At 37.7% G+C, this 12986-nt stretch carries 13 protein-coding genes; all 13 read left to right on the forward strand.

What is annotated here, in order from left to right:
* The first annotated feature begins 136 nt into the window (after positions 1-136).
* The 13 genes from cls (at position 137) to IGJ66_RS03235 (ending at position 12984) form a co-directional block, all read left to right on the forward strand.
* A complete protein-coding gene (gene cls, locus IGJ66_RS03175; RefSeq protein ID WP_067483809.1) occupies positions 137-1585 on the forward strand; it encodes a cardiolipin synthase in 1449 nt (482 codons plus the stop codon).
* 352 nt (positions 1586-1937) lie between these two features.
* Positions 1938-2795: a phosphate ABC transporter substrate-binding protein PstS family protein gene (locus IGJ66_RS03180; protein ID WP_067483810.1), complete on the forward strand. Its 858-nt coding sequence runs from the start codon at positions 1938-1940 to the stop codon at positions 2793-2795.
* 114 nt (positions 2796-2909) lie between these two features.
* Positions 2910-3830, forward strand: coding sequence for a phosphate ABC transporter permease subunit PstC (gene pstC / locus IGJ66_RS03185; RefSeq protein WP_067483811.1), 921 nt, complete (start codon positions 2910-2912; stop codon positions 3828-3830).
* A gap of 1 nt (position 3831) precedes the next feature.
* Complete coding sequence (gene pstA / locus IGJ66_RS03190) at positions 3832-4716, forward strand: phosphate ABC transporter permease PstA (RefSeq protein ID WP_067483814.1); 885 nt, start codon at positions 3832-3834, stop codon at positions 4714-4716.
* Positions 4717-4731: 15 nt separating this feature from the next.
* Positions 4732-5538, forward strand: coding sequence for a phosphate ABC transporter ATP-binding protein PstB (gene pstB / locus IGJ66_RS03195; RefSeq protein ID WP_075491427.1), 807 nt, complete (start codon positions 4732-4734; stop codon positions 5536-5538).
* Positions 5539-5553: 15 nt separating this feature from the next.
* The gene (gene pstB, locus IGJ66_RS03200; protein ID WP_067483817.1) at positions 5554-6312 is read left to right on the forward strand and encodes a phosphate ABC transporter ATP-binding protein PstB; all 759 of its coding nucleotides are present in this window, start codon (positions 5554-5556) and stop codon (positions 6310-6312) included.
* A gap of 12 nt (positions 6313-6324) precedes the next feature.
* Positions 6325-7002 (forward strand): phosphate signaling complex protein PhoU, encoded by a 678-nt coding sequence (gene phoU, locus IGJ66_RS03205; RefSeq protein ID WP_067483819.1) that lies wholly within the window; start codon positions 6325-6327, stop codon positions 7000-7002.
* Between the two features lie 517 nt (positions 7003-7519).
* A complete protein-coding gene (gene liaX, locus IGJ66_RS03210) occupies positions 7520-9091 on the forward strand; it encodes a daptomycin-sensing surface protein LiaX (protein WP_067483821.1) in 1572 nt (523 codons plus the stop codon).
* 172 nt (positions 9092-9263) lie between these two features.
* Positions 9264-9569, forward strand: coding sequence for a PspC domain-containing protein (locus tag IGJ66_RS03215; RefSeq protein ID WP_067483823.1), 306 nt, complete (start codon positions 9264-9266; stop codon positions 9567-9569).
* A complete protein-coding gene (locus tag IGJ66_RS03220) occupies positions 9569-9922 on the forward strand; it encodes a phage holin family protein (protein WP_067483825.1) in 354 nt (117 codons plus the stop codon). The genes IGJ66_RS03215 and IGJ66_RS03220 overlap by 1 nt, the downstream gene beginning before the upstream one ends.
* Before the next feature lie 203 nt (positions 9923-10125).
* On the forward strand, positions 10126-11061 hold the full coding sequence (gene hprK / locus IGJ66_RS03225) for an HPr(Ser) kinase/phosphatase (protein ID WP_067483827.1): 936 nt from the start codon (positions 10126-10128) through the stop codon (positions 11059-11061).
* Positions 11062-11079: 18 nt separating this feature from the next.
* The gene (gene lgt, locus IGJ66_RS03230) at positions 11080-11913 is read left to right on the forward strand and encodes a prolipoprotein diacylglyceryl transferase (RefSeq protein WP_071868691.1); all 834 of its coding nucleotides are present in this window, start codon (positions 11080-11082) and stop codon (positions 11911-11913) included.
* 39 nt (positions 11914-11952) lie between these two features.
* Positions 11953-12984: an NAD(P)H-dependent glycerol-3-phosphate dehydrogenase gene (locus IGJ66_RS03235; protein ID WP_067483831.1), complete on the forward strand. Its 1032-nt coding sequence runs from the start codon at positions 11953-11955 to the stop codon at positions 12982-12984.
* The last annotated feature ends 2 nt before the right edge of the window (positions 12985-12986 follow it).

Raw genomic sequence — 12986 nt, forward strand, 5'->3', positions numbered from 1 at the left:
AAAGTGGGTGCAATGTTTTTTTGTTGTGTCGAAAAGAATACTGAAAAATGGAGGATTGAAGCGTGTTCTTTTTTCTCTTTACTTTAAAAAAAAACTTGGTTATGCTTAGGAGGTTAGAAAATGAAGAGGTGAATCCATGAAGGTGATTGTTGATAATTTTTTTACGATCATTTTGATTGCGAACATTTTATTATCGTTAATCATTGTGTTTCGTGAAAGAAGAGAAACAGCACAGACATGGGCTTGGTTACTTGTGTTGATGTTTATCCCGATTTTAGGATTTATTCTATACATTTTTTTTGGTAGGGGAATTTCAAAAGACAAAATTTTTGATTTGAAGATGCAAGGAAAAATTGGGATGAATTTGGAAATTGAAGAAGATAAACGAGCATTAAAACGTGGATTGTATCCCCATCCACCAACAGGACAAGCCGATGTCAGGCAACTGATTTATATGTTGACTGTTTCAGAAGGAACATTATACACGACGCAAAACGAAGTTACGTTGTTTACAGATGGTCGTGAAAAATTTGATGCGTTGATTGATGATATCAATCATGCACAAAATCATATCCATCTTGAGTATTATATTTATCGAAGTGATGATTTAGGCGTAGAACTGCGAGATGCATTGATTGTTGCAGCACAACGAGGCGTAAAAGTGCGGGTTTTATTAGATGCTTGGGGATCGACGCAGGTTTCACTAAGTTTTTTTGATGAATTAAAGAAAAACGGCGGAGAAGTCGCATTCTTTTTTCCATTATTTGTTCCATACATCAATCCGCGAATCAATTATCGAAATCATCGAAAAATCGTTGTAATTGATGGACAGATTGGGTATACAGGTGGATTTAATGTGGGGAATGAGTACTTAGGTTTGGTCAAAAAATTTGGTTATTGGCGTGATAATCATTTAAGAATTTATGGCGAAGCTGTCTACAGTTTACAAAATCGATTTTTGATGGACTGGAATTCTCAACACACAAATGAAGTCAGCTATTCGCCCAATTTTTTCCCAATGATTGATTCAACAGGGGAGATGGCTGTTCAAATCGTAACCAGCGGGCCGGATTCGGAACACGAACAGATCAAGATGACCTATTTAAAAATGATTTCTTTAGCAAAACGAGAAATTTTGATTCAGACGCCTTATTATATTCCCGATGGTTCGATTCATGAGGCACTCAAGCTAGCTTTGCTGGCAGGCGTCAAAGTTCATTTGCAAATTCCCAATAAACCTGACCATCCATTGGTTTACTGGGCAACTTATTCTTTTGCAGCAGAACTGATTGAGTATGGGGCAATCGTTGAAACCTACGAGAACGGGTTTATTCATGCGAAGACGATGATTATTGATGGTGGTGTCGTTTCAGTTGGATCGGCAAATATTGATGTTCGCTCTTTCCGTTTGGATTTTGAAGTCAATACGCTAGTTTATGATGAACGAATGGCTTCGCAAGTACGTAAAGCATTTTTTGATGACTCAAATGTATCGAAACAATTAACCAGAGAAATTTATGAAAATCGAGGAACGGTAATCAAACTTAAAGAAGGCTTAGCGAGATTAGTCTCACCGTTACTTTAAGAAGAATAAGCAAAAAGGACTTGAAGCATAAATCATTGATTTATGTTCCAGGTCCTTTTTTATCGGGGTCACTTCTGAATAAACTCAGAAATGAAGAAAACGTCTCAATCTACTTTCATGAACTTTGGGGTATTTCTTGTTTTTTGGGGAAAGCAAGAAATAAGTTCACTCAAGTCTTTATTCAAGAGACACATTTCAGAAATAGTATAGCATAGTCAAAAATAATGAGATAGTTTTATTTTTATTTTATCAAGAATAACTCATCAATTCGTTATTTAATGATTTTGATTCATTTTCAATAAACAAGGAAAATGTTAGAATAAAATTACTTTATGACTAAAGGAGATTTTTAATGAAAAAATTAAAATTATTATTACCAGTATTGGGATTAGCCGTTCTTTTATCTGGATGTGCGAAATGGATTGATCGCGGGGAATCAATTACAGCGGTAGGTTCTTCTGCATTACAACCGCTAGTTGAAACGGTCGCAGAGAGCTATCAAACAGAAAATCCTGGAAAATTTGTTAATGTCCAAGGTGGCGGTAGCGGAACGGGATTATCTCAAGTTCAATCTGGTGCTGTGGATATCGGTAACTCTGACTTATTTGCAGAAGAAAAGTCTGGGATTGATGCAAAAGCTTTAGTAGATCACAAGGTTGCTGTCGTTGGAATAACACCGATTGTGAATAAAAAAGTGGGCGTTTCAGCTATTTCCATGGAAGAGTTAAAAAAACTATTTACTGGTGAAATCAAAAACTGGAAAGAACTTGGTGGAAAAGATCAAGCAGTGGTTATTTTAAACCGAGCTTCTGGAAGTGGAACCCGTAGTACGTTTGAAAAATGGGTATTGGATGGTGAGTCTGCAATCCAGGCACAGGAACAAGATTCAAGCGGCATGGTTCGCCAAATTGTTGCCGACACACCGGGGGCAATCAGTTATGTTGCCTTTTCTTATGTAACAGACGAAGTAGCAACGCTTAAAATCGATGGCGTGGAACCAACAGATGAAAATGTGACAACAAATGAATGGACCATTTGGGCATATGAACATATGTATACAAAAGGAAAACCAACGGAGTTAACGGATGAATTTTTAGCGTATATTCTTTCAGACGAAATTCAAAATAATATCGTTGGCGAATTAGGCTATATTCCAGTTTCACAGATGAAAGTGGAACGTGATTGGGAAGGAAATATCATTTCTGAATAACCTTTACAAAAAATTTACAAACTTAGCGAAACTTTTACATGTTATTAAAACCAAATTGATGTTTGTTTTGTACACTGAACAAGTATGTTAAACCTGAGCAAGGGGGAGTCATCTGTGGAGGATGTAAAAAAAGTATTATTAACAAAATCGAAGCGTTCAAAAATGGAGCAACGTGGAAAATTTATTAGTTTTCTTTGTATCGCTTTAATTGTTTTAGTGGTATTAGCTATTTTTTATTTTGTTGCAAGTAAAGGGTTAGCGACTTTCTTTGTCGACAAAGTGAATGTGTTCGACTTTTTATTTGGGACGAGTTGGAATCCAAGTCAAGTTGGTCCAGATGGAAAACCGATGGTTGGGGCATTGCCAATGATCACAGGTTCATTTATCGTGACATTTTTATCTGCCATCATCGCAACACCATTTGCTATTGGTGCTGCAGTTTTCATGACGGAAATTTCGCCGAAAAACGGAACAAAAATTTTACAGCCAGTAATTGAGCTGTTAGTTGGTATTCCATCAGTCGTTTATGGTTTTATCGGTTTATCTGTGATCGTGCCGTTTGTTCGTAACGTCTTTGGCGGTACAGGGTTTGGAATCTTAGCCGGAACATTTGTCTTGTTTGTTATGATTTTGCCAACAGTAACAACGATGACTGTAGATGCATTGAAGTCTGTTCCTCGACATTACCGAGAAGCATCATTAGCTTTGGGAGCAACGAGATGGCAAACGATTTATAAGGTAGTTCTTAGAGCAGCTGTACCTGGAATTTTGACAGCAGTTGTTTTCGGAATGGCACGTGCCTTCGGGGAAGCTTTGGCGATCCAAATGGTGATCGGGAATGCAGCGTTGATGCCAACTAGCTTAACAACACCAGCTTCAACTTTGACTTCGATTTTAACAATGGGAATCGGTAATACGATCATGGGCACGATTGAAAATAATGTGTTGTGGTCCTTAGCATTGATCCTATTATTGATGTCATTATTCTTTAATATTGTTATCCGCATGATTGGTAAGAAGGGAGCCTTAAAATAATATGAATGCAAAACGTTCCGATAAAATCGCAACTGGTATTTTATATACCGTTTCTGGAATCATTGTCTTGATTTTGGCTGCTTTGTTACTATATATTTTAGTGCGTGGAATTCCTCATATCTCTTGGTCTTTCTTGACTGAGCCATCAAAAGCTTATCAAGAAGGTGGCGGTGTAGGTATTCAATTATTCAACTCGATTTATTTATTATTGATTACAATGATTATTAGTTTCCCTTTATCACTTGGTGCGGGAATTTATCTATCCGAGTATGCAAGCAAGAACTGGATGACAGATGTGGTTCGTACTTCTATTGAAATTTTGAGTTCATTACCTTCTGTCGTAGTTGGTTTGTTTGGTTTCTTGGTCTTCGTTATTCAATTTCAATATGGTTTTTCCATTTTGTCTGGTGCGTTAGCGTTGACTGTCTTTAATTTGCCACTTTTGACAAGAACAGTGGAAGAATCATTACAAGCTGTTCATTACACACAACGAGAAGCTGGTTTAGCTTTGGGCTTATCACGTTGGGAAACAGTTTTAAAAGTCGTAGTTCCAGAAGCAACACCTGGAATTCTAACTGGTGTAATCTTAAGTTCTGGAAGAATTTTTGGGGAAGCGGCTGCTTTGATTTACACAGCAGGACAAAGTGCGCCAGCTCTTGATTTTAGTAACTGGAATCCACTAAGTGTTTCAAGTCCGATTAGTATCTTCCGCCAAGCGGAAACATTGGCTGTTCATATTTGGAAAATCAATACTGAAGGAACGATGCCAGATGGCGCTGCTGTGTCAGCCGGAGCATCTGCCGTGTTGATCATTGCAGTCTTGCTCTTCAACTTTGGGGCACGTGCGATTGGGAAACGGTTATACCGTAAAATGACTTCAGCCTAAGGAGAAGAAGAAACTATGAAAGAATACAATTTGAATGATACAAATATCATCACGATGCCTCCTGAAAAGAACATTGCTTTACACACTGAAGATTTACATGTTTGGTATGGTGATAACGAAGCAATCAAAGGTGTTGACTTAGAATTTGAAAAAAATAAAATCACTGCATTGATCGGTCCTTCTGGTTGTGGGAAGTCAACTTATTTACGTTCGTTGAATCGAATGAATGATGGTATTGCAAACACAAAAATCACTGGGAAAATCATGTATAAGGATGTTGATGTCAACGCACCCCAAGTCGACGTTTATGAAATGCGTAAACGAATCGGTATGGTGTTCCAACGTCCGAACCCATTTAGCAAATCAATTTATGAAAATATCACGTTTGCTTTGAAGCAACATGGTGAAAAAGACAAAAAGAAGCTAGATGAAATCGTTGAAACTAGTTTAAAACAGGCTGCCCTGTGGGAACAGGTCAAAGATAACCTTGATAAAAGTGCTTTAGCCTTGTCAGGAGGGCAACAACAACGTTTATGTATTGCTCGTGCGATTGCAATGAAACCAGATATTTTATTACTGGATGAGCCAGCAAGTGCATTGGACCCTATTTCTACTGGGACAGTTGAGGAAACGTTGGTGAACTTAAAAGAAGATTTTACCATCATCATCGTGACACACAACATGCAACAGGCTGCGCGTATCAGTGACTACACGGCATTCTTTTACTTAGGAAAAGTAATCGAATATGATCAAACGAAGAAGATATTTACTAGACCGAAAATTCAAGCAACCGAAGATTATGTGTCCGGTCATTTTGGTTAAAACGGAGGCTTCATTATGACAAAAGAAATTATTTCATCAAAAGATCTTCATTTATATTATGGAAAAAAAGAAGCTTTAAAAGGAATTGACTTAAGTATCAACCAAGGTGAGATTACGGCGATGATTGGTCCTTCAGGTTGTGGAAAGTCAACCTACCTGCGTTCATTGAATCGAATGAATGACTTGATTCCTGGTGTAACGATCACCGGAAGTGTGCTGTATAAAGGAAAAGATATTTACGGTCCTAAAACTGATACCGTTGAACTACGCAAAGAAATCGGCATGGTATTCCAACAGCCTAATCCTTTTCCTTTTTCAATCTATGAGAACGTTATTTATGGATTGAAACTAAAAGGCGAAAAAGACAAAAAAGTGTTAGATCAAGTAGTTGAAGAAAGTCTAAAAGCCGCTTCAGTTTGGGATGATGTGAAGGATAAACTGCATAAGAGCGCTTTGTCTTTATCAGGTGGACAGCAACAACGGGTATGTATCGCACGTGTCTTAGCAGTCAATCCAGAAATTATTTTACTAGATGAACCAACAAGTGCACTTGACCCTGTTTCAACTGGAAAAATTGAAAGTATGTTGTTAGAATTGAAAGAGAACTATACGATGATTATGGTCACACATAACATGTCACAGGCTTCTCGTATTTCAGATAAGACAGCTTTCTTCTTAGATGGTCATTTAATTGAATTCAATGATACAAAGAAAATTTTTATGAATCCAGAAAAGCAAGAAACAGAAGATTACATCTCAGGACGATTCGGATAAGGGGGAAATAAAATGCTACGAACGCAATTTGAAGAGGAATTATTAAATCTTCATAATCAATTTTATGAAATGGGTATGATGGTAAGTAGTGCGGTGCATAAGTCTGTTCGCTCTTATGTGAAGCATGACAAAGCCCTGGCACAAGAAGTAATCGAAAACGATACAAATATCAATGATATGGAAATTCGTTTAGAAAAGAAAAGCTTTGAAATGATTGCTCTGCAACAACCAGTAACGACAGACTTGCGCATGATTATTACCGTTATGAAAGCAAGTTCTGATTTGGAAAGAATGGCGGATCACGCGGTATCTGTTGCAAAATCAACGATTCGTGTCAAAGGACAAACGAGAATTCCTGAAATCGAAAAAGAAATCTCGGACATGTCAGACTATGTGAAGAAAATGGTTGATAATGTGTTGGTTGCCTATGTTAAAACGGACGAAAAAGACGCTCGGACAATTGCCAACATGGATCAACGTGTAAATGAGTATTTCAATCGAATCTACAATGCGACAATCAAAAACATGGAAGCAAATCCAGAAACAGTCATTAGCGGAACAGACTATTTGAATGTTGCTAGTTACTTGGAGCGTATTGGTGACTATGTTACAAATATTTGTGAATGGATCGTTTACTTGGCAACAGGTAAGATTACGGAATTGAATACGACCCATGATGAGATTTTTTAAAAAGGTTGTGGCGCAAAGCGGTCAGCTCCGAAAAGATAGCGAACGAGCACTCAAAATAGTTTTCCATATTTTGAAGTGAGTGTGAGCTATGTCGAGGAGTTGCTTTGGGAACACCGTGAATAAGGTTGTGGCGCAAAGTGGTCAGGTTCAAGCAATAAGACTGATTTTCTAAAAATAGCTTTCTATATTTTATGAAGAGCAGCCTTATTGTCGAAGAAGATGCTTTGGAACACCGTGGATAAAATTTGTGACGCAAAGTGTTTAGCTCTGACAAGATAGCGAGTGTTCCAAAAAGTTAGTGTCAAACAATAAAAAATGAACTTACCTTTAAGAGATTGGGGGAAAACGCACTTTGTTTTCTCCCAATCTCTTTTTTTAGTATGATTAGAATAGTAGGGAATGACGGAAGGTGGAGAAAAAGTTACATCTTAAGTCCTATGACATTTTCTTCAAATGAAGGCATAATATGGATGTAAGGAAAAGTTGCAAACAATATTTGCTCAAGGAGGCAATTTCCATGAAAGAAAGAGAACGTATTTTAGACTTAGTAAAAAAAGGAATCCTTTCGACTGAAGAAGGCTTAGATTTGTTAGAAAGTATGGCAACTGAAAAAGACGAAAAGTCAATTAAAAAAGAAGCAGACAAAGTAACTGCTAGTCATAAAGAAAAAGATCAAGTAAGTCAATTGATGGATGATTTAGAAAATGATGCAGAGGAAACCTTCACTGATTCTGAAGTGGATCCAAAGGAAAAAGAAAAACAAGATCAAGAAAACTTAGAAAAAATTCTTGATGAATTAGCAACAGAAGCAAACAAAGCATCTGCACATTTAGATGAAGTGAATGCTGAATTACAAGAAAATCGACAAGCACGCAATGACAAACAGGAAGCATTGATGCAGTTGAATACAAAAGAAGAACTAGATGAGTTAACCGCAGAAGAACTTGAACAACGTCAAGCGTTGGAAAGTGAAATCCAAACGTTAGAAGCAGAAGGCAATAAGCTAGTTGAGCAACAATTGAAGCTCGAAGCAGAATTAAAAGATATTCGTAAAAACCAATGGTCAGAAACGAAAGATTCAATTGCTGAAAAATTTGACTTACCAGATGATTGGAAAGAACAAGCAACAGACACCTTGAACCAAGTTGGCGAAAAAATGTCTGAAGCGGGTAGCCAATTAGGCAAGTTCTTGAAGAAAACGTTCCAAACGGTTTCTGATTCTGTGAACGACAACATGGAATGGAAAGATGTTAATTTACGTGTTCCTGGTATTGCAACAACGAAATTCGAACATGAATTTTACTATGAAGCACCAGAAGCAAGTATCATCGATATCAAAGCGGCAAACGGAAACGTGCTTTTGAAAACGTGGGATAGTGAAGATGTCAAAGTAGAAGCCAAAATCAAACTCTACGGAAAAATGACAGCTGAACCATTTGATGCCTTTTTAGAAAGAAGCCAAATTGAAGTCAATGAAGACCACATTTCTTTCCAAATTCCGAATAAACGTGTACGAGCAGACCTTGTTTTCTACTTACCAACACGCTTATACGACCATGTAGCAATCAAATTGCTTAACGGAAATATCACAATTAAAGGTTTAGAAACAAAAGACACTTATGCGAAATCAACGAATGGAAATATCCTAATTAATGATTTGACAGCAACTATGTTAGAAATTGAAGGAGTCAATGGCAATATTGACGTGAATCGCGGTCAAATTTTAGACTCAATCATTGAAACGGTCAACGGAACAGTCACCATGGCAACAACGCCTGAAAATGTTTCGGTATCATTAGTCAATGGGGATGTTCGCTTGACATTAACAGAGAACTCATTAAGAAAAGTCGAAGCAAGCTCTGTCAATGGAAACGTGAAAGTAGCGTTACCGGAAACATTAGGTGTCGAAGGACATGCAAAAACAAGCTTAGGCAGTATCAATAGCCGCATGAGTGAGTATGATGTTGTCCGCGAAAAGAAAGAAAGAACCAATCAAATGTTACAATTCCGCCGTATTTCTGATACAGGAATTGCCCAGGTTCAATTATCAACCACAACAGGAAACATCTTTTTGAAAGATGCTGAGTAAGGGAACTCTTATTAAATAGAAAAACAAATGTGAGATGGACACAGGATAGCCCAAAAAAATGGGCTATTCTGGGTTGTTCATTCTAGTCTGTGTAGTCGCCAAAAAATACGTGGAACAGACTTTTGTTTCCCAATATTTTCGATTAAAATAGATAGGACAGAGGTGAAATAGAATGAAAAAAAAATTAACGAAATCAACTGATAATATTGTATTAACCGGTACACTTGCGGGAATTGCAGAGTTTATTGGTATTGATCCAACAATTGTTCGTGTGGTGTATGTCTTTTTGAGTCTTGTTGCATTTGGCAGTCCAATTATTTTGTACATTTTACTAGCTGTCATCATACCGTCTGGTAAATCTTCTCGTACAAACTATGGTCACAATAATGAATATTACCAAAAAAATAATTATCGCGAACAAACGAATAAACGCAAAGAAGCTGAAAAAATCGATGATGATGATTGGAGTGACTTCTAATGTCTTATTTCCAACGAATCGTTGTGAATACTTTGACATTCATTTCACTAGCAGTCCTTTTTCCCCAAATGATCCATGTGAGTAGCATTTGGACAGCGGTGTTAGCAAGTTTTGTTTTATCGGTGTTAAACATGTTCGTCAAACCGATTTTAACAATTTTATCTTTACCGCTGACCTTAGTTACTTTTGGATTGTTTAGCTTTGTAGTGAACGCAGCAATATTAAAATTGACTTCCTTCTTTGTTGGAGCAGCCAATTTTGGATTTGCATCATTTGGAGCAGCATTTCTAGTAGCAATTGTTATGTCATTAGTAAATGTTGTTGTTAGTGAGCATAATTTAAATCGTCAGTAACTACGAAAAGACACCAACTAAAAAATCATCATTTCTTTATTCAGCAAGAGAAAAAAGAGATTGCAGGGAAAGTTCAATAGACTTTTCTTGCAATCTTTTTTATTTGAAAAAGAAATAAACCGTTTTTTTTATTTGGTAGTAAGTTTGGGTAGACAATGATAAAATGAAAACGAACACCCTAATAGAAATGAGGTAGCATGAATATGGCAGAAGTAGTTAAAGTTAGCCAACTGGTTGAAAAATTATCTTTAGAAATCGTGACCGGCGATGAAAAAAGTTTAGAACGTGTCATAGTCACAGGTGACATTTCACGTCCAGGCTTAGAACTGACTGGTTATTTTAGTTATTATTCACATGATCGGCTTCAATTATTTGGAAGCAAAGAAATTAGTTTTGCAGAGCGCATGATTCCAGAGGAACGTTTGATGATTATGCGACGTTTATGCAGCGAAGATATGCCCGCGTTTATTATCTCCAGAGGTTTATCTGCACCAGAAGAAATGATTCAGGCTGCAAATGAACATGGGATGGCTGTCTTGCGCTCACCAATTTCAACATCACGTTTGTTAGGAGAACTTTCTAGCTATTTAGACGGACGATTAGCACCACGAACAAGTGTCCACGGTGTTTTAGTTGATGTCTATGGACTAGGTGTCTTGATTCAAGGAGATAGCGGAATTGGTAAAAGTGAAACAGCATTAGAATTGATCAAGCGTGGTCACCGTTTGATTGCAGATGACCGAGTGGATGTTTATCAACAAGATGAATTAACCGTGATTGGTGAGCCGCCAAAAATCTTGGAGCATTTGATTGAGATTCGTGGAATTGGCATCATCGATGTCATGAACTTATTTGGTGCAAGTGCGGTACGTGGTTCGATGCAAGTCCAACTGGCTGTCTATTTAGAGGCTTGGGCGAAAGATAAGAAATATGATCGATTAGGCTCAGAGGATACGTCGGTTGAAATTGCAGAAGTCGGCATCCCACAAATCAAAATTCCAGTTAAGACTGGACGAAATGTGGCTATCATCATTGAAGTTGCTGCGATGAACTTCCGTGCGAAAACAATGGGATTCGACGCAACAAAAACATTTGAAGAACGATTAAGTCGTTTAATCGAAGAAAATTCAGGAAATTAATAAATAAGGAGTGACAAAATGCTCGCACAAATCAATCGAGTAGCGTTTGAGCTTGCCGGAATCCCTATTTATTGGTATGCATTGATCATTGTTTCAGGGATCATTATTGCCATGTGGCTAAGCACTAGAGAAGCAGTCAGAGTCGGTATGAAAGCAGATGACGTGACGGATTTTATGCTATGGGGATTACCACTTTCAATCATCGGTGCTCGTTTATATTATATTCTTTTTGATTTACCTCAATATATTGCAGACCCAATCCAGATTTTTAATATTCGCTCAGGTGGGTTAGCTATTTATGGTGGATTGATTGCTGGTGGACTTACGATGTATTTCTTTACCAAGTATCACTTTATCTCACCGTGGACTTTTCTTGACATTGCAGCGCCTAGCGTGTTGCTTGCACAAGCCATTGGTCGTTGGGGAAACTTTATGAATCATGAGGCTTTTGGGCCGGAAACAACTCGTAGCTTTTTAGAAAGTCTACATTTACCACAGTTTATTATTGAAAATATGTACATTGATGGCGCGTTTCGCCAGCCGACTTTTCTCTACGAATCAGTATGGAGTTTGCTTGGCGTCATCTTATTATTGGTGTTGAGAAAACGACCACATTTGCTTAAAAAAGGAGAAGTTTTTCTTTTATATCTTATCTGGTATAGTTTCGGACGTTTCTTTATCGAAGGGCTTCGAACAGATAGCTTATACTTCCTAAATATCATTCGCATTTCTCAGTTACTCTCAGCAGTACTATTTATTGGAACCATCGTCGTATTCATTTTACGTCGTAAAAAAGATAAAAATTTAACAGATTATGATCGAAGTTTTGGTGATAATCAATCAATTATTTAATGATCAAGCAAACAATGTTCCGTGCAAAGGAGTGGTTAAATGCAACAAAAAATCGCAGTGTTAGGTCCTGGTTCATGGGGGACGGCACTAGCCCAAGTGCTTGCAGAAAATGGTCATGATGTAAGAATCTGGGGACACCGAGCAGAACAAGTAGCTGAAATCAACACAAAGCATACGAATCAACGATATTTACCAGAACTGAAATTAGCAACAGCTATTCGGGCGTTTACCGAAATGGCAGAAGCCTTAGCTGACGTAGACGCTATTTTATTCGTGGTGCCAACGAAAGCGATTCGTTCTGTAGCGCAAGAAGTTGTGATGAAAATGACGCCGAATACGAAACCTGTCATCATTCATGCCAGCAAAGGATTGGAACAAAAGACACATAAGCGTATTTCAGAAATCTTATTAGAAGAAATTCCAGTGGAACAAAGAAAAGCAGTCGTTGTCTTATCTGGTCCAAGTCATGCTGAAGAAGTAGCCAACCATGATATTACGACAGTTACAGCAGCAAGTACGAATACAGAAGCTGCAAAATATGTCCAACGATTATTTATGAATGACTATTTCCGAATTTACACCAACCCTGACGTCATTGGAGTTGAGATGGGGGCAGCGTTAAAAAACATTATTGCAATCGGCACAGGAGCAATTCATGGGCTAGGCTTTGGTGATAATGCAAAAGCTGCAATCATGACAAGAGGATTAGCTGAAATCAGTCGCTTAGGTGTTGCAATGGGTGCTAACCCTTTAACTTTCATTGGGTTAAGTGGTGTTGGTGATTTGATTGTCACAGGGACTAGTGTTCATTCTCGTAACTGGCGTGCCGGCAATTTATTAGGGCAAGGTCAAAAATTACCCGAAGTATTAGAAAACATGGGAATGGTAGTCGAAGGCGTTAATACGACGCAAGCAGCTATGGAATTGGCCAATAGTATGGGCGTGGAAATGCCAATAACACAAACGATTTATGAAGTCCTTTATGAGGGAAAAGACATCAAAAAAGCAGCAAAAGAAATTATGTTACGTGATGGAAAAGTTGAAAATGAATTTTCATTAACTATTTTTTAAAG

The organism is Enterococcus sp. DIV0176 (assembly GCF_050528535.1).
GTDB classification, from domain to species: Bacteria; Bacillota; Bacilli; order Lactobacillales; family Enterococcaceae; genus Enterococcus_B; species Enterococcus_B thailandicus.

What these genes read in the sequence shown, in the direction of transcription:
- pstB (WP_075491427.1), top strand. Translation starts at nt 4,732, where the DNA reads ATGAAAGAATACAATTTGAATGATACAAATATCATCACGATGCCTCCT.
- hprK (WP_067483827.1), top strand. Translation starts at nt 10,126, where the DNA reads ATGGCAGAAGTAGTTAAAGTTAGCCAACTGGTTGAAAAATTATCTTTA.
- lgt (WP_071868691.1), top strand. Translation starts at nt 11,080, where the DNA reads ATGCTCGCACAAATCAATCGAGTAGCGTTTGAGCTTGCCGGAATCCCT.
- liaX (WP_067483821.1), top strand. Translation starts at nt 7,520, where the DNA reads ATGAAAGAAAGAGAACGTATTTTAGACTTAGTAAAAAAAGGAATCCTT.
- phoU (WP_067483819.1), top strand. Translation starts at nt 6,325, where the DNA reads ATGCTACGAACGCAATTTGAAGAGGAATTATTAAATCTTCATAATCAA.
- IGJ66_RS03215 (WP_067483823.1), top strand. Translation starts at nt 9,264, where the DNA reads ATGAAAAAAAAATTAACGAAATCAACTGATAATATTGTATTAACCGGT.
- pstA (WP_067483814.1), top strand. Translation starts at nt 3,832, where the DNA reads ATGAATGCAAAACGTTCCGATAAAATCGCAACTGGTATTTTATATACC.
- cls (WP_067483809.1), top strand. Translation starts at nt 137, where the DNA reads ATGAAGGTGATTGTTGATAATTTTTTTACGATCATTTTGATTGCGAAC.
- IGJ66_RS03235 (WP_067483831.1), top strand. Translation starts at nt 11,953, where the DNA reads ATGCAACAAAAAATCGCAGTGTTAGGTCCTGGTTCATGGGGGACGGCA.
- IGJ66_RS03180 (WP_067483810.1), top strand. Translation starts at nt 1,938, where the DNA reads ATGAAAAAATTAAAATTATTATTACCAGTATTGGGATTAGCCGTTCTT.
- IGJ66_RS03220 (WP_067483825.1), top strand. Translation starts at nt 9,569, where the DNA reads ATGTCTTATTTCCAACGAATCGTTGTGAATACTTTGACATTCATTTCA.
- pstB (WP_067483817.1), top strand. Translation starts at nt 5,554, where the DNA reads ATGACAAAAGAAATTATTTCATCAAAAGATCTTCATTTATATTATGGA.